This window comes from Pseudolysinimonas sp. (assembly GCF_051954455.1).
In the GTDB taxonomy this organism is placed as follows: Bacteria; Actinomycetota; Actinomycetes; order Actinomycetales; family Microbacteriaceae; genus Pseudolysinimonas.
Window position 1 is genome coordinate 1 of sequence record NZ_JBQCHS010000010.1, and the last position, 18,700, is coordinate 18,700.

18 protein-coding genes are annotated in these 18,700 nt (G+C 69.5%); 10 read left to right on the forward strand and 8 right to left on the reverse strand.

Going from position 1 to position 18,700, the window contains the following annotated elements; all coding sequences use genetic code 11:
• On the reverse strand, positions 1 to 372 hold a 372-nt coding region (locus tag ACTHM3_RS03310), incomplete at its 3' end, for a carboxyl transferase domain-containing protein (RefSeq protein WP_440404668.1).
• 4 nt (positions 373 to 376) lie between these two features.
• Positions 377 to 1,165, reverse strand: a complete 789-nt coding sequence (locus ACTHM3_RS03315; protein WP_440404669.1) for a polyprenol monophosphomannose synthase — start codon at positions 1,163 to 1,165, stop codon at positions 377 to 379.
• 40 nt (positions 1,166 to 1,205) lie between these two features.
• Here ACTHM3_RS03315 and ACTHM3_RS03320 point away from each other — a divergent pair, with 40 nt between their 5' ends.
• The gene (locus tag ACTHM3_RS03320) at positions 1,206 to 1,970 is read left to right on the forward strand and encodes a biotin--[acetyl-CoA-carboxylase] ligase (RefSeq protein WP_440404670.1); all 765 of its coding nucleotides are present in this window, start codon (positions 1,206 to 1,208) and stop codon (positions 1,968 to 1,970) included.
• Here the strand turns inward: ACTHM3_RS03320 and ACTHM3_RS03325 are convergent.
• Positions 1,967 to 2,500, reverse strand: a complete 534-nt coding sequence (locus ACTHM3_RS03325) for a GtrA family protein (protein WP_440404671.1) — start codon at positions 2,498 to 2,500, stop codon at positions 1,967 to 1,969. The genes ACTHM3_RS03320 and ACTHM3_RS03325 overlap by 4 nt on opposite strands.
• 81 nt (positions 2,501 to 2,581) lie before the next feature.
• On the opposite strand from ACTHM3_RS03325, the gene ACTHM3_RS03330 reads away from it, so the two are divergent.
• From ACTHM3_RS03330 to ACTHM3_RS03340, 3 genes are read left to right on the forward strand one after another with little or no spacing between them, the layout of a single operon-like run.
• Positions 2,582 to 3,691: a 5-(carboxyamino)imidazole ribonucleotide synthase gene (locus ACTHM3_RS03330; RefSeq protein WP_440404672.1), complete on the forward strand. Its 1,110-nt coding sequence runs from the start codon at positions 2,582 to 2,584 to the stop codon at positions 3,689 to 3,691.
• A gap of 55 nt (positions 3,692 to 3,746) precedes the next feature.
• Positions 3,747 to 4,214, forward strand: a complete 468-nt coding sequence (purE, locus tag ACTHM3_RS03335; RefSeq protein WP_440404685.1) for a 5-(carboxyamino)imidazole ribonucleotide mutase — start codon at positions 3,747 to 3,749, stop codon at positions 4,212 to 4,214.
• Positions 4,211 to 5,713, forward strand: a complete 1,503-nt coding sequence (locus tag ACTHM3_RS03340; RefSeq protein WP_440404673.1) for an LCP family glycopolymer transferase — start codon at positions 4,211 to 4,213, stop codon at positions 5,711 to 5,713. The genes purE and ACTHM3_RS03340 overlap by 4 nt, the downstream gene beginning before the upstream one ends.
• 27 nt (positions 5,714 to 5,740) lie before the next feature.
• Here the strand turns inward: ACTHM3_RS03340 and ACTHM3_RS03345 are convergent, their stop codons facing one another.
• The 5 genes from ACTHM3_RS03345 to ACTHM3_RS03365 are packed head-to-tail and all read right to left on the reverse strand — an operon-like array spanning position 5,741 to position 11,644.
• A complete protein-coding gene (locus ACTHM3_RS03345; RefSeq protein ID WP_440404674.1) occupies positions 5,741 to 6,829 on the reverse strand; it encodes a glycosyltransferase in 1,089 nt (362 codons plus the stop codon).
• Positions 6,830 to 6,856: 27 nt separating this feature from the next.
• Positions 6,857 to 8,863 (reverse strand): DUF6541 family protein, encoded by a 2,007-nt coding sequence (locus tag ACTHM3_RS03350; RefSeq protein ID WP_440404675.1) that lies wholly within the window; start codon positions 8,861 to 8,863, stop codon positions 6,857 to 6,859.
• A gap of 4 nt (positions 8,864 to 8,867) precedes the next feature.
• Positions 8,868 to 10,034, reverse strand: coding sequence for a UDP-galactopyranose mutase (gene glf, locus ACTHM3_RS03355; protein WP_440404676.1), 1,167 nt, complete (start codon positions 10,032 to 10,034; stop codon positions 8,868 to 8,870).
• A gap of 1 nt (position 10,035) precedes the next feature.
• A complete protein-coding gene (locus ACTHM3_RS03360; RefSeq protein ID WP_440404677.1) occupies positions 10,036 to 10,803 on the reverse strand; it encodes an ABC transporter ATP-binding protein in 768 nt (255 codons plus the stop codon).
• Positions 10,787 to 11,644 (reverse strand): ABC transporter permease, encoded by an 858-nt coding sequence (locus ACTHM3_RS03365; protein WP_440404678.1) that lies wholly within the window; start codon positions 11,642 to 11,644, stop codon positions 10,787 to 10,789. The genes ACTHM3_RS03360 and ACTHM3_RS03365 overlap by 17 nt, the downstream gene beginning before the upstream one ends.
• A gap of 105 nt (positions 11,645 to 11,749) precedes the next feature.
• Between ACTHM3_RS03365 and ACTHM3_RS03370 the strand changes: the two genes are divergently transcribed.
• From ACTHM3_RS03370 to ACTHM3_RS03395, 6 genes are all read left to right on the forward strand, one after another.
• Positions 11,750 to 12,646 (forward strand): glycosyltransferase, encoded by an 897-nt coding sequence (locus tag ACTHM3_RS03370; protein ID WP_440404679.1) that lies wholly within the window; start codon positions 11,750 to 11,752, stop codon positions 12,644 to 12,646.
• Entirely contained in the window at positions 12,643 to 13,506 is an 864-nt protein-coding gene (locus ACTHM3_RS03375; protein WP_440404680.1) for a glycosyltransferase, read from the forward strand. The genes ACTHM3_RS03370 and ACTHM3_RS03375 overlap by 4 nt, the downstream gene beginning before the upstream one ends.
• A gap of 59 nt (positions 13,507 to 13,565) precedes the next feature.
• A complete protein-coding gene (locus ACTHM3_RS03380; protein ID WP_440404681.1) occupies positions 13,566 to 15,344 on the forward strand; it encodes a glycosyltransferase in 1,779 nt (592 codons plus the stop codon).
• A 9-nt stretch (positions 15,345 to 15,353) separates the two neighbouring features.
• Entirely contained in the window at positions 15,354 to 16,499 is a 1,146-nt protein-coding gene (locus ACTHM3_RS03385; RefSeq protein ID WP_440404682.1) for a DegT/DnrJ/EryC1/StrS family aminotransferase, read from the forward strand.
• A 47-nt stretch (positions 16,500 to 16,546) separates the two neighbouring features.
• On the forward strand, positions 16,547 to 17,014 hold the full coding sequence (locus tag ACTHM3_RS03390; RefSeq protein WP_440404683.1) for a GNAT family N-acetyltransferase: 468 nt from the start codon (positions 16,547 to 16,549) through the stop codon (positions 17,012 to 17,014).
• A gap of 110 nt (positions 17,015 to 17,124) precedes the next feature.
• Positions 17,125 to 18,700 (forward strand): hypothetical protein (locus ACTHM3_RS03395; RefSeq protein ID WP_440404684.1); only part of this gene is annotated, 1,576 nt, incomplete at its 3' end.

Sequence of the window (18,700 nt, forward strand, 5' to 3'; positions counted from 1 at the left end):
GATCTTCTCGCCGGCGACCTCGCCGAGCGAGCCGCCGAAGATCGTGAAGTCCTGCGCGTAGACGGCGACCTGCCGGCCGTGGATCGTCCCGGTCCCCGTAACGACCGCGTCGCCGTAGGGCCGGTTGCGCTCCATGCCGAAGGCGTGGGTGCGGTGCCGGACGAACTCGTCGAGCTCGACGAAGCTGCCCTGGTCGAGGAGCTCCTCGATGCGCTCGCGGGCCGTCTTCTTGCCGCGGGCGTGCTGCTTCTCGATGGCGGCTTCGCCGCTCGCGGTCACGGCCTCGTGGTAGCGGACCTTGAGGTCGGCGATGCGCCCCGCGGTGCTCGAGAGGTCGGGAGTCGTCGGCTCGGTGGGTGCGTCGGCGGTCACCCGGTCAGCCTACCGAGCGCTCCCGGGCCGATCCGTTGGAGGTTCGCGACAAGGATCGCGGGCGGAACCATCGGCCGAAGCCCCACTGCGTGACGCGCAGCATCGCCTCCAGGACGATCCCGGCGCTCATCTTCGACTGCCCGAGGAGTCGGTCGCGGAAGGTGATCGGCACCTCGGCGACGCCGAAGCCGGCGTCGAGGGCGCGGATGGTCATGTCGATCTGGAAGCAGTAGCCGTGCGACTGGACGTCGTCGAGAGGGATCGCGCGCAGCGTCTCGGCGCGGTAGGCCCGGAACCCGGCGGTCGAGTCGCGCACCCTGATGCGGAGGGCGATCCGGGCGTACGCGTTGGCGGCCTCGCTGAGCCGTCGTCGGCTCACGGGCCAGTCGACGACGCGGCCGCCCGGCGTCCAGCGCGATCCGATGACGAGACCCGGGCGGTCGGCTTCGTCGAGGCGCGCGAGCATCGCGGGGAGCGCGTCGGCCGGGTGCGAGCCGTCCGAGTCCATCTCGATCAGCACCTCGTGCCCCGCGGCCAGCGCCGTGCGGAAGCCGGCGAGATACGCCTGCCCGAGACCCGCACGCTCCGTGCGGTGCAGGACCGCGACCCGCGGATCCGCGGCGGCGATGCGGTCGGCGAGATCGCCCGTGCCGTCGGGGCTGTCGTCGTCGACGACGAGGATCGACGCATCGGGTACCGCCGCGAACACCGCCGCGACCGCGTTCTCGAGGTTCTCGATCTCGTCGAAGGTGGGGATGATCACGACCGTGCGGGCGGGTGCCGGAGGGGTCATGGTCCGTTCAGCGTAGGCGACCCGCTCCTAGGGTGGATGCGTGCTCCGCTTCCCTGCCGCCGAGGCCGTGGCGCCGCGCCTGATCGTGCTCGAGAGCGCGGGATCCACCAACGACGAGCTGGCCGCGATCGCGGCGGGTGCCCCGGCGTACACGACCGTCGTCACCGCCGATCAGACCGCCGGACGGGGGCGTCGCGATCGGGCCTGGTCGACTCCGCCCGGCCGCGGCCTCGCGATCTCGGTGCTGCTGCCCGCGGTCGCGCCCGAGGAGGCGGCCTGGCTGCCGCTCGCCGCGGGGCTCGCGATGCGCGATGCGGTCGCGCCGCTCGTGCCCGGCACCGCGGCCGCGGTCAAGTGGCCGAACGACGTCCTGCTCGACGGGCGCAAGGTGTGCGGGGTGCTCGGGCGGCTCGACGCGGCCGGTGTGGTGATGGGCGCCGGAATCAACGTCCGGCTGACGGAGGACGAGCTCCCGGTGCCGACCGCGACGTCGCTCGTGCTCGCCGGCGCGGTCGACGACGACGGGCTCGACGACCGCGTGCTCGCCGGGTACCTCGCTCGGCTCCGCGAACTGGTGGACGGCCTGCGGGAGCGCGGCGCCGAGGCGTCGGGCCTGCGCTCCGGCGTCGTCGCGGCGTGCGACACGATCGGGCGCGAGGTGCGCGTCGAGCTGCCGGACGGCGGCACGCTGCTCGGTCGCGCGACCGGCATCGGGCCGGACGCGCGCCTCGCGGTCCGCCGCGCCGACGGAGGGGTCGAACAGGTCGCCGCCGGCGACGTCGTGCACCTGCGCGCGACCGACTAAGAGGGACTCCCGCTCGGCCGGCTCGGGGACGTCGGCTCGACCGCGGGGATCGCGGGGGCGGCCACGGACTCCCCGGCGGCCGGGAACACGGCGGGTGCGGGCTCACCGCGGTGCGGCCGGAACACCCAGAGCCGGTAGAGCGCGAAGCGGAACGCCGTGCCGAGTGCGAGTCCCACGACGTTGGAGGAGATGTTGTCGGCCAGCTTGCTGTCGAAGCCGAGGGCGTAGTGCGAGATCCAGAGGCAGCCGAGGCCGATGAGGAGCCCGCCGAGGCTCACGACGCCGAACTCGACGCCCTCGCGCAGGAGCTGCTGGCCACGATGCTCGCGGAAGGTCCAGTAGCGGTTGCCGACCCAGTTGACGGCGATCGCGACGATCGTGGCGATGACATTGGCCAGCAGCGGGCCCTCGTGGATCTTCTTCGAGTCGAAGACCGTGAAGAGCAGCAGGTTGAAGATGCCGAAGTTGACGAGGAAGCCGACCCCGCCGACCACGCCGAAACGGGCGAACTGGCCGAGGAGGGTGCGCATCTGGGTGGGGATCGATCCGGGAGGATGGAGGGGACGCGCGCAGTCTATGCGCGCGGATGTCGAGAAACCCGAGGGAGTCCCATGCGCGTCGGAGTGATCGGGGGCGGCCAGCTCGCCCGGATGATGGTGCCGCCGGCGATCGCGCTCGGCCTGGACATCCGGGTGCTGGCGGAGGTCGAGGGCTCGTCCGCCGCGATCGCCGCGTCCGCGGTCGGCGACTACACCGACGCCGCGACGGTGCTCGCGTTCGCGCGCGAGGTCGACGTCGTCACCTTCGACCACGAGCATGTGCCGCAGGACGTGCTCGCGGCGCTCGTCGCCGAGGGGATCGCGGTCCACCCGAAGCCGGAGGCGCTCGCCGTCGCGCAGGACAAGCTCGTCATGCGGCGGCGGCTGACCCGCATCGGCGCCCCGGTCCCCGACTGGGCCGAGGTCGGGAGCGCGGCGGAGCTCGGTGCATTTCTCGAGGACTACGGTGGCCGCGCGGTCGTGAAGACCCCGCGCGGCGGGTACGACGGCAAGGGAGTCCGCGTCGTCGAGACGGCCGACGGCGCCGACGACTGGTTCGCGGCCGGCGGCCCGCTCCTCGTCGAGGAGCTGGTCGACTTCCGTCGCGAGGTGTCGCAGGTCGTGGCCCGGCGCCCGTCCGGGGAGGTCCGCGCCTGGCCGCTCGTCGAGACGGTGCAGAAGGACGGCGTGTGCTCGGAGGTCTTCGCGCCCGCTCCCGACGCGGGGGAGCTGCCCGCGGCGGCGGCGGCGCTCGCCGTGCGCATCGCCGAGGAGCTCGACGTGACCGGCGTGCTCGCCGTCGAGCTCTTCGAGACGGCCGACGGGGGGCTGAGCGTCAACGAGCTCGCGATGCGCCCGCACAACACCGGGCACTGGACGATCGACGGGGCCGTGACGAGCCAGTTCGAACAGCACCTGCGCGCGGTGCTCGACCTGCCGCTCGGCGACACCTCGCCGACCGCGCCGTGGAGCGTGATGATCAACGTCCTCGGCGGCCCGGAGGGACAGACGATGCCCGAGCGGTATCCGGTCGCGATGGCGGACCGGCCCGAGGTCAAGCTGCACTCCTACGCCAAATCGTCGCGCCCGGGCCGCAAGGTCGGGCACGTCACGGCGATCGGTGAGGAGCTGGACGACGTCCTCGCGCGGGCGCGCGCGGCTGCGGCGTTCTTCGAGGGCTGACCCGTACCATCGGGGCGTGACCGCCCCCGCCGCCTCTCCGCTCGTCAGCGTCGTCATGGGGTCCGACTCCGATTGGACCGTCATGTCGGACGCCGCGGCGGCCCTCGCCGAGTTCGGGATCGCGCACGAGGTCGAGGTGGTCTCCGCCCACCGGACGCCGCGGCGCATGGTCGAGTTCGGCTCGGAGGCGGCCGGCCGCGGGATCCGCGCCATCATCGCCGGAGCCGGGGGAGCCGCGCACCTGCCCGGCATGCTCGCGTCGGTCACGACCCTGCCCGTCATCGGCGTCCCGGTGCCGCTGAAGACCCTCGACGGGATGGACTCCCTCCTCTCCATCGTGCAGATGCCGGCCGGCATCCCCGTCGCCACCGTGTCGATCGGCGGCGCGCGCAACGCGGGCATCCTCGCGGCGCGCATCCTCGCCTCCGGCGACCCGGCGCTGACCGCCCGCCTCGCGGAGTACGCCATCGGGCTCGAAGCGATGGTGGCGGAGAAGAACCAGAAGCTGCAGTCGTCGCTGTGAGCGAGAACGCGCTCCGGGGGGCCGACGCCTCGTCGCCCGAGGTCATGACCAAGCGGGCCTGGTGGCTCGTCGGGTTGAACATCCTGGTGCCGGGGTCGGCGCAGGTGCTCGCCGGCAACCGTCGGTTCGGACGCTTCGCGCTGACACTCACGCTCCTCCTGTGGGCGCTCGTCGTCGTCGCGGTGTTCGCGGCGCTCATCGGCCGCACGTCGCTGCTGGGGGTCGTGCTGGCGCCGATCCCGCTCTGGATCGTCACCGTCGTGCTCGTCTTCTACGGCGTGCTCTGGGTGATCTGCACCCTCGACACGCTGCGGCTGACGCGGCTGGTGCGGGTGCACGGCCCGGCAAAGGGGGCGGTCGCGCTGCTCGCGATCGTGGCGCTCGTCGCGACCGGGGGCGCGGCATTCGGGGGAGCCGTGCTCACCGGCCGGACCGCCGGCGTCCTCGGCGCGGTCGCGTCGAACACGATCGCCATCACCAACCCGGACGGATCGGTCGTCAATCAGGGCCCGCTGACCGGCCCGGCGAACATCCTGCTGGTCGGCACAGACACCCGCACCGGGCAGGTCGGCGCGGGGCTCTCCACGCGCGACAGCTCCGGCGCGGGTCAGAACGACGTCACGATTCTCATCCACATCTCGCCGACGTCGAACTCGGCCACGGCCCTCAGCATCCCGCGCGATCTCTACACGTCCCAGCCCGCCTGTGGGAACTCGGCGCCGGTCACCGCGGCGCGCTTCAACACCGCGCTGTCGCGCGGGGGCCTCAACTGCGTCGTCGCCGCGACGACGGCGCTCACCGGGCTGCCGATCCAGTACGCGGCCGAGATCGAGTTCGACGGGGTCGTCGCCATGAGCGACGCGGTCGGCGGCGTCCCCGTCTGCCTCGTGACCGGGATTAACGACCCCGCGAGCGGCGTCAACCTGAGCGCGGGGGAGCACACGCTGCAGGGCGCGGATGCGCTCGCGTTCCTGCGAACCCGCCACGGTCTCACGACCGGCAGCGACCTCCAGCGCATCAGCAATCAGCAGGTCTTCCTCGCGTCGCTCATGCGCACGGTGAAGAGCCCGGCCGTGCTCGGCAACCCGCTCAAGGTCGTCGATCTCGCCGACGCCGCGACGCAGCACATGCAGCTCAGCACCGACCTCGCGAAGGTCCCGGTGCTCGTCTCGATCGCCCTGGCGGTGAAGGACATCCCGCTCGACCGGATCGCGTTCGTGCAGTACCCGTCGCACCCGAAGACGATCCGCGGGCAGCAGGTGACCCTGGCCGACGCCGACGCCGCGAAGGCGCTGACCGGCGCGATCGCGGCAGACCAGCCCGTGACGACGCAGACGCTCGGCGAGGCCGCGGTGCCGACAGGATCGGGCACGCCCGCGAAGACGCCCACGCCGGGCCCGTCGCCGGCCGCGTCGCAGGCTCCGGCGGTCACGCTTCCGCCGGAGGTCACCGGGCAGTCGGCGGCGCAGCAGACGTGCTCGCAGGGGCAGCACCGGTAGGACCGCCCACTACCCGGCCGCGTCCCGCTACAGGTCGGCGTGCAGCTGCCAGATGCGCTCGGCGGCATCGCGCCAGCTGAACGCGCGGGCGCGGTCCTGCCCGGCGATGCCGAGACGTCGACGGGCGGGCTCGTCCTTGAGCAGACCCGCGATCGCATCCCGGAGGCCGTGGCCGCCGGGGACGACGACGGCGGCGTCGAGCACGAGCTCGACGAGCGCCGGGTCGTCGGTGGTGATCACGGGCACGCCGAGCGTCATCGCGTCGAGGACATCGGTGCCGAAGCCCTCCAGACGACTCGGTTCGACGAACAGGGCCGCGCCGGCGAGCACCGCGGCCCGATCGGCCGGGGCGGGTGCGTCCGCGACGAGCACCCGCCCGGCGGGGATCCCGGCGTCGGCGAGGCCCTCGGCCAGGGTGCGTCCCGCGAACGCGGGGCCCCCCAGCAGCACGAGCGGGACGTCCAGTCCGTGCAGGGCGCGCAGCAGGGCGCCGAGGCCCTTGCGCGGGTTGAGTGTGGCCGCGGAGGCGATGTAGGTATCCGGGAGTCCGTGTGCGACGCGCCTCGCGGCGGCATCGGGCGGGAGGTCGAGTCCGGGTGTGCCGGCACTCGGGATGACCCGCACGCGGTCGCGGAAGAGTCCCTCCTCTTCGAGTGCGGCGGCGACGGCGTAGGAGGGCGCGACCACCGCGGCCGCGAACCGGTCGGCGCGCTTCGCCATGTCGCGGTACCACGAGGCACGACCGTCGACGGTGTCGGGCTCGCGCCAGGGGACGGCGTCGTGGACGGTGACGACCGTCTGATCGCTTCGCCCTCCGAGCGGGGCGAGGAGGCTGGGGGAGTGCACCATGCCGCCGAGGCCGGCCGAGAGTCCGCGCCGCCAGGCCGCCGCCAGCTGTTGATGGGGGAGTACGGAATGCTGCAGGGCCGTGAGCCCGGGGAGCAGTCGCTCGACCTCGGCGTCGTTCGACGTGCCGGCCGAGAGGAACCCGATCGCCTCGATGCCGGAGGGCGTCGCGGCGACGAGTGCGGGGAGCAGCGCTCGGGCGTAGTCGGCGAGCCCGCGGGGACGGGTGTCGAGGACGTCGTCGACGATCACGTGGAAGGGGGTCGCCACCCCGCGAGACTATCGGGAGGTCCGGACTCAGCCCGTGCAGTCGGGCACGCGGTAGAGGCCGGCGGAGCCGACACGCGCGACCGGGATCAGGACTCCTCGCCGCACGGCGAGGTGGAAGCCGACGAAGGGCGCCGCGTCCTTCGGCTGCCCCCAGAGCAGCTCCGGATCCTCGACGACGTAACGCACCCCGAGCCGATGGACCGCGGCGCAGACGGCGGGATTCGTCGTGATGTCCTGCAGCGAACTCGCGACGAGGAGCTGATCGGGGCTCCACTCGCCGGCGAGGTGGGGGAAGAGCGCCCTGCGGTCGCCGAGCGCCCAGCTGAGGGTGGATCCGTCCCACGGATCTCCCGCGACGACATCACCTGCAGGGACCAGCTGCGGGAGCCGCTCGAGGAGCCGTTGCTCGTCGCCGTCGAGGAGCTTGCCCTTCTTCTCATGAGCGGGGAGGGAGAAGGCGGTGGAGACCAGCGCTGGGCCGGCGAGGACGGTGTTCGAGGTCGCGACCCCCGCCACGACCACGGCCGCCACGGCCGCGGTCAGCACGGCACGAGCGCGTCCCTGCAGCCGGAGCGACGCCTCGACGACGACCAGGGCGATGAGCGGCGCCTGCAGCACGGGCAACAGCGCGAAGAGCCGGAACTTGTCCTTGTACCAGACCCCCGTGAGCACCTTCGCGAGGTCGGAATTGCTGCCTGCCGCCAACACGTAGAACAGGATCGCGAGCACCCAGGCGATCACGATCCAGCGGGTGCGGGAGCGACCGAGCGCGATCACCGCCCCGGCGAGCACCGTGATCGCGAGGATCCAAGCGACCGGCAGCACGCCCGGATCGTTCGGCTGAGGCGGTGCCAGCCCGATGGCCTGCCCGAGCGACGCCAGGAGCCCCTGCGTCGCGGTCGCCGGCCCGCCGTTCAGGTGGTCGGAGATCGGGCGGTGGGCCAGGTCGAACGTCCGGTAGACGTAGAACGCCCCGACGCCCACCACCGCGACGATCGCAAGTGCCAGCGACCCCAGGACGACGACCAGCGGACGGCGGGCGCGCGGGCGCCGCCAGAGCCGCCCGACGGTCCGGCCGCCCTCGATCACGACCAGCGGGGCCGCGAGCACGATCCAGCCGAAGAGCGATCGCGGGTGGGCGAACGAGGAGGCGATGATCCAGAGGGCGAAGGCCGCTACCAGCGCTCCCGGGAACGGGCGACGACCGTCGAGCGGGAGGACGACGACCCAGCGCATCAGCCGCACCGTGAGGGCGAGCCCGATCGGCAGCAGCGCGTACGCCAGCGCGGTCGGGTACAGCGTGCCCCACGCCACGAGGAGGGTCGGGAAACCGATCAGGCCGATGCCGGCGACCGCGGCGACGCACCCTGCGAGCATCCGCCGGCGTGCCGGCGCGATCACCGCGGCCAGCAGGGCGGCGCCGGGCATCCACACCAGGGACTGCATCGCGATCCAGACGGCGTTCGTCGCCACCGGGATGGTGGCCCCGGTCGCCTGCACCGTCGAGACGACGATCGCGTGCCAGGCGGCCGGATAGAACTCGTTGCCGGTGCCGGGATGGGTGATCCGGTACAGATCGAACGACGAGGCGTCGCCGGTGGACTGGATCCACGCCACGGCGTTGAGGTGGAATACGCCGTCGTACGTCTGGCTGATGTTCGACCAGGACCCGAACCCCGCCACGACGACCACCGCCGCGACCGCCGCCGAGAGAGCCACCACCGCGAAGACGACGACGTCGCTCCGGGTCCAGCGTCCGATCCTCGGGCGGAGGAGGCGGCGTCGTCGGAGGCCGCGAACGCCCAGGATCACCCCGGCGGCGACGAGGGCGACGACCGGCGGCTCCCACCACGCGAACGGGATCCGCAGTGGGGCCGCGACGACGCCGACGGAGCCGATCACCGCCACGGAGACCACCGGCGCGACGGCGAGCCACCAGAGCCCGCGGAATCCGAGCACGTGCGCGAGCACGCCCCCAGGCACCAGGAGGAGGGCGAGCGCCCCGATCAGGGCGGCGGCGGGGGCGGCATCCATCGGATCAGAGATCGGTGGACAGCAGGGGCTTCACCTTGTTGTTCCAGGTGGAGATCGCGGCACCGATCGCCATGTGCATGTCGAGGTACTGGTAGGTGCCGAGACGGCCGCCGAACACGAGGCCGGGCTCGGCCTCGGCGTCCTGCCGGTATCGCAGCAGTGTCTCGCGGTCCGCCGCGGCGTTGACCGGGTAGTAGGGCTCGTCGTCGTCCGCGTCCGCGAAGCGGGAGTACTCCCGGTGGATGACCGTCTTGTCATCCGGGTAGTCGCGCTCGGGGTGGAAGTGCCGGAACTCCAGGATGCGGGTGTACGGCACCGACTCGTCGCCGTAGTTCATGGCGCCGATCCCCTGGAAGTCGCCGACCGGCAGGATCTCCTGGACGAGGTCGATGGTGCGCCACCCGAGGCGACCGCGTGCGTAGTCGAAGTAGCGGTCGAGCGGTCCCGTGTACAGCGTCGGGATCCGGCCGAGGGTCGCCGCTTTGCTCCAGGGCTGCGACGCGTCGAAGTAGTCGGTCTCGAGGCGCACCTCGATCAGCGGGCTCTCGACCATCCGCTCGAGCCAGGCGGTGTAGCCGTCGACCGGGAGGCCCTCGTGCGTGTCGTTGAAGTACCGGTTGTCGTAGGTGTACCGCACGGGCAGGCGGGTGATGATCTCCGGCGACAGCTCGGTGGTCGGCGTCTGCCACTGCTTGGCCGTGTAGCCCTTGATGAACGCCTCGTAGAGCGGTCGCCCGATCAGCGAGATCGCCTTCTCCTCGAGGTTCTCCGGGGTTCTGCCGCCCAGCTCCGTCGACTGCTCCACGACCAGGGCGCGGGCCTCGGCCGGCGTATGGTGCGCCCGGAAGAACTGGTTGATCGTGCCGAGGTTGATCGGCATCGGGAACACCTCGCCCCCGACCGTCGTGTACACGCGGTGCACGTAGTCGGTGAAGGCGGTGAATCGGTTCGCGTACTCCCAGACCGCCTCGTTGCTGGTGTGGAACAGGTGCGCGCCGTAACGGTGGACCTCGATGCCGGTCTCCGGCTCGATCTCGCTGTAGGCGTTGCCGCCGATGTGGGCGCGACGTTCGATCACGAGGACCCGCTTGCCCAGCTCGCGCGCGGCGTGCTCGGCGACCGTCAGCCCGAAGAATCCGGCACCGACGACGAGGAGGTCGGGAGTGCTCATGTCACATCGCCCGCATGGCGGCGATGGCCTCGGTGATCGGGCCGTCGAAAGCAACCCGGTGGTCGTGGATCAGGATCCCTCGCTCGCAATACTTCTGGATGGTGTCGAGGGCGTGAGAAACCATGAAGATCGTCTTGCCCGAGGCTTTGAGCTCATCGATCTTGGCGAAGCACTTCTGCTGGAAGCGCTCGTCTCCCACCGACAGGACCTCGTCGGCGAGCAAGATGTCGTGTTCGACGTGGATCGCCACCGAGAAGGCGAGTCGAACGTACATGCCGCTCGAGTAGTGCTTCACCTCGGTGTCCATGAAGTCCGGGATCTCGGCGAAGTCGACGATGGAGTCGTACCGCTCCTGGATCTCCGCCTGCGACATTCCCAGGATCGCGCCATTGAGGTACACGTTCTCCCGGCCCGTGAGGTCGGGATGGAATCCGCCGCCGACCTCGAGCAGCGGAGCGATCCGACCCCTCGTCGCGACATGCCCCGCATCGGGTGGGAAGATCCCCGCCACGAGCTTCAATGTCGTGGATTTGCCCGATCCGTTGAAGCCGAGGACTGCGACGGACTCGCCTCTTCTCACGTCGAACGAGACCCCGTTGAGTGCCTCGAACGTGCTGCTGAGAGTCTTGCGCTTGAAGAAGGCGACGAAGGTCTCTTTCAAGGTGTGGGTGTGGTGGAGCACGAACGTCTTCGACACGCCCTGGACTCTGATCGCGAGGTCCGAATCGACCGTCTCGACGTCCGCAGAGCGCTTAGAGGTCTTGGGCAAATCGGCCCTCCAGTTTCCGGAAGACGGCCTGCCCGATGACGAGGAGCAGCAGTGCCGAGACGAAGGCGATGAGCGTGTACCAGGTGAAACCGACGGTCTGGCTCTGGTCCGGGATGATCGCGCCCCAGAACCCGTAGTGCATGAGTTCCACCGCAGGTGTTACGGGATTCAGGTTGTAGAGAACGTGCACCCAGTGCGGGCCCTGGTCGATGATGCTCTGGTTGTAGAGGACGGGGGAGCACCACATCGCGATGAGGAGGATGAGGTCGACGAAGTTCTGGGCATCGCGGAACGAGACGTTGATGGCGCCGAAGAGTAGTCCCAGCCCGGTTGCGAGCATGCCGACGATGCCGATGCCGCAGATGATGGCGACGATCGACACGAGCGATGGATGCCAGCCGAACAGAACGCACACCACGAGCAGGACGACGACCTGCGGCAGGAAGTTGATGAACGCGATCAGGACGGACGACACCGGGAAGAGTTCACGCGGCAGGTAGATCTTCTGCACCAGGTTCGTGTTCTCGGGGAGCGACTTGGTCGCGTTCCCGAAGGCCTCGGTGAAGAAGTTGAGCAGCACGATGCCCGACAGCAGGTAGATCGGGTACGCGTCCACCGCTCCGTTGCGTCCGAGCCCCACCCCCAGGGCGAGCCAGAAAACCAGGAACTGGACGGTCGGCTTCATGTACGACCAGACCCAACCGAGGACGGAACCGCGGTACCGGACGAGCATGTCCTTCCGGACGAGACGCTGAAGCAGATACCGGTGCGTGGTGACGACGCTCCACAGTCCCTTACTGGTGCCGGGCGTCACCCAGCCTTCGGCCCGTGTCGATGTCACCACGGAATCATAGGCGACCTCCCCGCGGGCTCTGGCACGAGGACGCGGCCTTCAGCAGCGCGCCGTTACTGTGGAGTAGTGAATCCGGATGGCGGCGTCCGCGTGGTGGCCGTCGTGGTGGCGTACAACAGGCGGGACCTCCTCCTCGAGTGCCTCGACGCCCTGGCCCGGCAATCGCGAGCTGTCGATGCGGTCGTCGTCGTCGACAATGCATCGACGGACGGAGGAGGGGAAGCCGCGCGACACGCCCACGGCTCCGTCGACCTGGTGACGCTGAGGGCTAATACCGGCGGGGCGGGCGGCTTCGCAGCCGGGATGCGGCGGGCCCTCGAGTCCCATGATCCGGATCTCGTGTGGCTGATGGATGACGACACGATCCCGACGGAGACGGCGCTTGCCGAGCTCCTGAGGGTTCACGTGGCCCACCCCGGACTGCGGATCCTGGGCTCGAAGGCGGTATGGACCGACGGATCCGAGCATCCGATGAACACGCCCAAGCCGCGGCTCGGCGCGGGATCCGCGTCACGGGCCCAGGCCGCCCGATTCGGGGCCATCCCGATCCGTTCCGCATCTTTCGTCTCGATGCTGGTCGACGCGGACGCGATCCGCGAACACGGACTGCCGATCGCGGACTACTTCATCTGGAACGACGACTTCGAGTACTCGACACGGCTGCTCCGCAGGGGCGAAGGGTGGTATGTGCCCACGTCGGTCGTCGTTCACAAGACGAAGACGTTCGGGTCCTCAGATGCAGATCCTGGCGAACGCTTCTACTACGAGGTCCGGAACAAGCTGTGGCTGTTCCGGTTCGCGGGCACGTTGTCTTGGTGGGAGGCGCCTCTGTACTGGGGGGCAACCGTGCGGCGTTGGGTCCGGACTCGACGCAGGGCGATGGATCCGGCGGTGCTCATGTCGGCCGGGCGACGGGGCTGGCGTGACGGATGGCGCTCCCGTCCGAGGGAGACCGGCGAGGTGCTGATCGCCGCGGGATACCCCCGGTGACGTCGTTCACGCTCCTGCTGCCGGTCTACGCAGGGAACTCGCCGGAGCAGTTCCGCGAAGCGTTCGAGAGCTCGGTGGGGCGGCAGACTCGGCGCCCGGATGCAGTTGTAATCACGATCGACGGGCCCCTGCCCGCCTCCCTGGAAGACACGGTCGTCACCGCGGCAGCTGAGAGTCCGGTGGTCACCCGACTCGTCCGCCTCGGTCAGAATCGCGGTCTGGCGGCTGCGCTCAACGCGGGCCTCGCAGAGATCGATACCGAGTACGTCGCGCGGATGGATGCGGACGACGTCTGCACGCCGCGTCGATTCGAGTTGCAGCTCGCGGCCATCGAGGCGGCGGATCTCGACATTCTGGGGACAGGGCTCGCCGAGTTCGAGGGAGCGTCGGAGCGTGTCGTCGCGACTCGCATCCCCCCGGTCGGCGATCAGATCCGCCGGCGTGCCCCGTTCGCTCAGCCGTTCAACCACCCCACCGTGGTGTATCGCCGCTCCGTCGTCCTCGCCGCCGGGGGGTACCCCACCGACGTGGGTCGCCTTGAGGACTACGTGCTCTTCGCGCGCATGCTGGTCGCCGGCGCTCGTGCGGACAATCTTCCCGAGCCGCTCCTCCGGTACCGCGTCGATGATGGCGCCTATGCACGTCGTGGGGGATGGGCGCAGTTCAGATCCGAGCTGTTGCTGCAGCGCGAGCTGCGGCGCGTGGGGCTCACCTCACGGGGGCAGCACCTGCGGAACGTCGTCCTCCGGGGGAGCTACCGGCTGGCACCGACGTGGCTTCGACGCGGCGGGTACCGCGCCGCGGTGACCGGATGGCGACGCCGGGCCGGAGGTGTCCCCCCGTACGCTGGTCAGCCGTGAGCCTGCATTCCGTCGCCCGGTTGGTGTTCCCCTCGGACGACCGGCTCGAGAGGTCGCCGTTGTACGTCGACGGCACGATCGAGCCGACCGGTCGACATGGCGCCCGCCTCGCGGAGGGAGAGGCCTCGTTCGCCGCTTACTTCAATGCCTTCCCGGCCGGGCAATGGTGCCAGTCGACCGACATTCGCACCGTCCTGCTCCGGATCAGCTTGCGCGGAACCGGATCTCTCGTCCTCTGGCGGTCGGACGCGCAGGGCGATGCGACGCGGGTTGCCGCGCGCGCGATCGACGGCGTGCTGGATGAACTGATCTCCGTCGACTTGGCGCCGAACGTCGAGGGCGGATGGCTATGGTTCGACCTCGCGGCCGGTCCCAAGCCTCTCGAGCTGATCAGCGGTGAGTGGTGCGTCGAGGCGGAGCCGCGGGAGACCCGGCTCGCGACGCTCTCGATGACGACCATGGACAAGCCGGACTTCGCGCTGGGCGTGCTCAGCAGCCTCGCGAAGGACCGGGCGGCGCTCGACGCGCTCGACGAGATCGTCGTCGTCGACCAGGGCTCCCGCAAGGTCGCGGCACATCCGGATTTTGGAGACGTCCGGGCGATGCTGGGGAATCGCCTACGAGTGATCGATCAGGCCAACCTCGGCGGCTCCGGGGGTTTCGCGCGCGGCATGCTCGAGGTCCTCGACGCCGGGCGGTCCGGGTCGATCATCCTTCTGGACGACGACGTGGAGATCGAACCCGAATCGATCGCCCGCGGGGTGGCGTTCGCCTCGTACACGCGCGAGCCGACCATCGTCGGCGGCCACTTCTTCGATCTGAACCGGCCACTGCAGCTTCATGCCTACAGCGAGGCCGTCTCTCGCGATGATTTCGATTGGGGTCCCGTCGGTCCGGAACGACACGACTTCGCATCCCACTCCCTGCGGAGCAGTCCCTGGATGCATGCTCCGACACACCCCGATTACAACGGCTGGTGGTTCTGCCTGATCCCGACAGCCGTCATCGAAGCCGTAGGTCTCGCGATACCGGCATTCCTCAAGTGGGATGACGCTGAGTTCGGCCTCCGCGCAGGTTCTGCCGGCTTCCAGACGGTCAGTCTTCCCGGGATGGCGATCTGGCATGTCACCTGGCTGGACAAGAACGACTCGCTCGGTTGGCAGTCCTTCTATCACGCGCGCAATCGCCTCGTCGCCGCGCTCGTCGATCGACGTGGCCCGGGCGGCCTGCTTCCTCGTAAGAACTTCGCGCTCGATGTCCGGTACCTGCTCACGATGGACTATCACGTCGTGGAGCTCCGTCACCTCGCCTACGAGAGCGTGCTGGCCGGTCCTGATCGCCTCCACCCGGAACTCGGCTCCCGCCTGGCCGAGGTGCGCGAGGTCATGCGACGCTTCCCGAGCGGTGTCCCGGTCGCGATCGGCGGGGAGCTTCCGCCCAAAGCCCCGCAGTCGCCCCCGCTCAGCGGCATCCGGCTCGCGATCACCGCTGCGCGCCTCGCGGTCGCCCAGTGGGCGACACCGGCGCGCAAGGTGCCCGACGCGTCCGAGGCGACCATCGCCTATTCGGAGGCGCGATGGTGGCAACTGGCGCGTCATCGCCACGTCCTCGCCGTCAGCTCCGACGAGACCGCGTACCAGCGGCACAAGCTCGACCCTCCGACCTTCCGTCGCATGCTCCGGCGGGCCCTCGCCGATTGGCGTCGGATGCAGCGCCGCTGGGCGGCCCTCGGATCGGAGTACCGGTCAGCGCTGCCGGACCTGGCGGGGCAGCAGACCTGGCGTCGGACTCTCGGCGTCCCGGGCGGCTCATCCGGGGCGGCCCAACCTCACGACTAAAGTGGTCGGGTGCCCGAATCGACTCCGCGTCCCACGATCCAGCTCTTCGTGCCCAAGTTCCGGATCGATGAGACCCTCGATGCGATCCGGGAATGCCTCGAGCGCGGCTGGACGGGTCTCGGCTACAAGACGGTTGAGATCGAGCGCGAATGGTCCGCGTACACGGGGCTGCCGCACTCCCATTTCCTCAACAGCAACACCTCCGGTCTGCATCTCGCGCTCGAGGTGATGCGCCGCCGCCACGGGTGGGAGGAAGGTGACGAGGTCATCACGACACCGCTGACCTTCGTCTCGTCCAACCACGCGATCCTCTACTCCGGATTGACCCCCGTGTTCGCGGACATCGACGACATGCTGTGCCTCGACCCCGATAGCGTCCTCGAACGCATCACGGATCGCACCCGCGCGGTGATGTTCGTCGGCATCGGAGGCAACGTCGGCCAGTACGACCGCATTCGCGACATCTGCCGAGAGCGTGGCATCAAGCTGATCCTGGACGCGGCGCACATGGCCGGGACGAAGGTCGAGGGACGCCACGTCGGGCACGACGCCGACGTGGCGGTCTTCAGCTTCCAGGCCGTCAAGAATCTCCCCACCGCCGATTCCGGCATGATCTGCTACGCCGATTCAGAGGATGACGCGATGGCTCGGCGGCTGTCCTGGCTCGGGATCAGCTCCGACACCTATGCGCGCACTATGGGTGGAGGCTCCTACAAGTGGCGTTACGAGGTGGACGAGCTCGGCTATAAGTACAACGGCAACTCGATCATGGCAGCGACGGCCTTGGTGGCCCTCAAGTATCTCGACGAGGACAACGCCCGTCGACGCGAGATCGCGGGGCTCTACGATTCGGCGCTCGAGGGCTCGGGAATCGAGCGAGTCCGGATGGCGGCGGGAGCGGAACCCTCCCGTCACCTCTACCAGGTCCTCATCGACGACCGGGACGAGTCGATCCTGCGGCTCAACGAGCGAGGCGTCGCCCCCGGCGTCCACTACCGCGACAACTCGGCGTATTCGCTCTACGCGCCGTACCGGTCCCAAACTCCCCGCGCCGCCGCCGCCAGCGATCGCCTCCTCTCCCTTCCGCTGCACATGTCGCTCAGCGATGACGACGTCTCTTACGTCGCGGAGCAGCTCCTCGCCGTCAGCGGATGAGTCGACTGGCGCTTCGGCCGATCAGGGAAGGAAATGCCGCGCTGCGGATGCTGTCGGTCGAGGATCTGACGCGAACCCTTGCCTGGCGGAATGACTCCCGCAGCCGCGCGTGGTTCCACAGCAGCGCCATCATCGATTGGGCGTCGCACCGATCCTGGTACGACGCCTACCTGGAGCGGCCGGACGATCACGTCTTCGTCGTCGAGATCGAAGGTGCCCCGGCGGCGCAGGTCTCCCTCTACGGGATCGCGAACGGCTCGGGGGAGTTCGGTCGCCTCGTCGTCGATCCCGAGCGACGAGGCGAGGGAATCGGAGGGCTGGCATCCCGGCTGTGCCTTCGCGTGGCCGACGACGTGCTCCGGTTGGAGTACACCCACCTCGAGGTCATCCGGACCAATCTCGCGGCCATTCGGATCTATCGGTCGCTCGGCTTCGACATCGCCCACTCCGACTGCGCTCCTGATTCGTCGCTCTACATGGTCCGGTCTCGTCTCGATCGGGCGTCCCCCGCATGAGGCGCTGTCCAGACCATCAAGTAATGCTTTAGTGTTGGGTCGCGCGCCTGGGGTGAGTGGCGCGCCGCTCGCAGGGGGAGGTGACCGTGTCTCGACGTACCGGTTGGCGTGTGATCACGGCTGCGCTCGCGGCGATGATCCTCGCTGTCGTGGCATTCGTACCGCTTCAGATGTCACTCGGAGGGAACCGTGCCGCCGCCGCGGACGGGTCGCAGTTTGACCCGTCGAACATCATCGCGGACGCTTACTTCTTTGATGGCAACGCCATGTCGGCTGCGGAGATCCAGTCCTTCCTCGACGCCAGGATCGGCCGCTGTGGGAACGGCGCCTGTTTGAACGTGACGAGCGTGAGTTTTCCCGGAGCAGCCACATATCGGGCGGCCAAGACCGGGAACCTCGTCTGCTCGGCAGTCCCAGCCGGAACTGTCACCGCGGCGCAGTTCATCTTCCAGGTGCAACAGGCATGCGGCATCTCGGCCCGCGTGATCCTGGTCACTCTTCAGAAGGAAGAGGCGCTGGTCTCCGGGTCGATCGCCCAGGCTCCGAGTCAAGGCCGACTCAACATCGCAATGGGATATGCATGCCCGGACACCGCGGCATGCGACACCCGGTACTACGGGTTGGCGAACCAGATCTACTGGGGCGCGTGGCAGCTGAAGATCTACAGCGCCGGACAGTTCTTCCGCCAGCCGGGGCCGAACTACATCGGATACTCGCCAAACGGCGCTTGTGGGGGTTCCACCCTCAACATCCGCGGGTACGGAACGGCTGCGCTCTACAACTACACGCCCTACCAGCCCAACGGCGCCGCACTCGCGAATTTGTACGGGTCAGGCGATCAGTGCTCCTCCTACGGGAACCGCAACTTCTGGCGCTACTTCACTGACTGGTTCGGAAATCCCGCCGGCAATTCCCCGATCGGATGGCTGGATACCGCCGTCGTGTCGGGCGGCACCGTGACGGCCAAGGGGTGGTCGATCGACCCCGACCTCCCGACCGGTGGCGTTCCGGTCCGGCTGCGCATTGACGGAGTCGAGGCTGCAGGCACGTATGCGACGGTCAACAGGCCGGGACTCGCCGCCGCGGTCCTCCCTGCGGCTGGAGATAATCACGGATACACCATGACTGCCGCGGTGAGTCCTGGCGTCCACACGGTCTGCGTCGTGGCGCTTGATGACGCGGGCGCTCCGCCGCGGACGCTTCTCCATGAGGGAACGGACGCCTCGAACAACTGTGCTGTGATTCGCGTCTCCGCTCCGCCGGTCGGGTGGATCGACTCTGCGTCCGCGCTCGGCGCGAACCTCTCCGTCAGGGGATGGTCGATCGATCCGGACACGTCCGCCCCCGTGCAGGTTAAGCTGTTGATCGACGGCATTGTGGCGACGACCCAGACCGCCGACATACCGAAGCCCGGCCTCGCGGGCGCTCTCGGGTCGTCCGCCGGTGACAATCACGCTTACGCGATGACGGCGACGCTCCCGACGGGGACCCATCAGGTCTGCGTCATGGCCGTCAACGACGCGCCTGGTCCCGACGGTTCGCTCCTGTACGGGGGCCCGGGGGCGTCGGGGAATTGTGCGGTGGTGAACTATCCGGGTCCGCGTTCTCCGATCGGGTGGATGGATTCGGTGTCGCTGTCGGGGTCGACGGTGACGGCGAAGGGGTGGTCGATCGATCCGGACACCG

What these genes read in the sequence shown, in the direction of transcription:
- ACTHM3_RS03350 (WP_440404675.1), bottom strand. Translation starts at nt 8,863, where the DNA reads ATGGATGCCGCCCCCGCCGCCGCCCTGATCGGGGCGCTCGCCCTCCTC.
- glf (WP_440404676.1), bottom strand. Translation starts at nt 10,034, where the DNA reads ATGAGCACTCCCGACCTCCTCGTCGTCGGTGCCGGATTCTTCGGGCTG.
- ACTHM3_RS03330 (WP_440404672.1), top strand. Translation starts at nt 2,582, where the DNA reads ATGCGCGTCGGAGTGATCGGGGGCGGCCAGCTCGCCCGGATGATGGTG.
- ACTHM3_RS03315 (WP_440404669.1), bottom strand. Translation starts at nt 1,165, where the DNA reads ATGACCCCTCCGGCACCCGCCCGCACGGTCGTGATCATCCCCACCTTC.
- purE (WP_440404685.1), top strand. Translation starts at nt 3,747, where the DNA reads ATGGGGTCCGACTCCGATTGGACCGTCATGTCGGACGCCGCGGCGGCC.
- ACTHM3_RS03390 (WP_440404683.1), top strand. Translation starts at nt 16,547, where the DNA reads ATGCTGTCGGTCGAGGATCTGACGCGAACCCTTGCCTGGCGGAATGAC.
- ACTHM3_RS03325 (WP_440404671.1), bottom strand. Translation starts at nt 2,500, where the DNA reads ATGCGCACCCTCCTCGGCCAGTTCGCCCGTTTCGGCGTGGTCGGCGGG.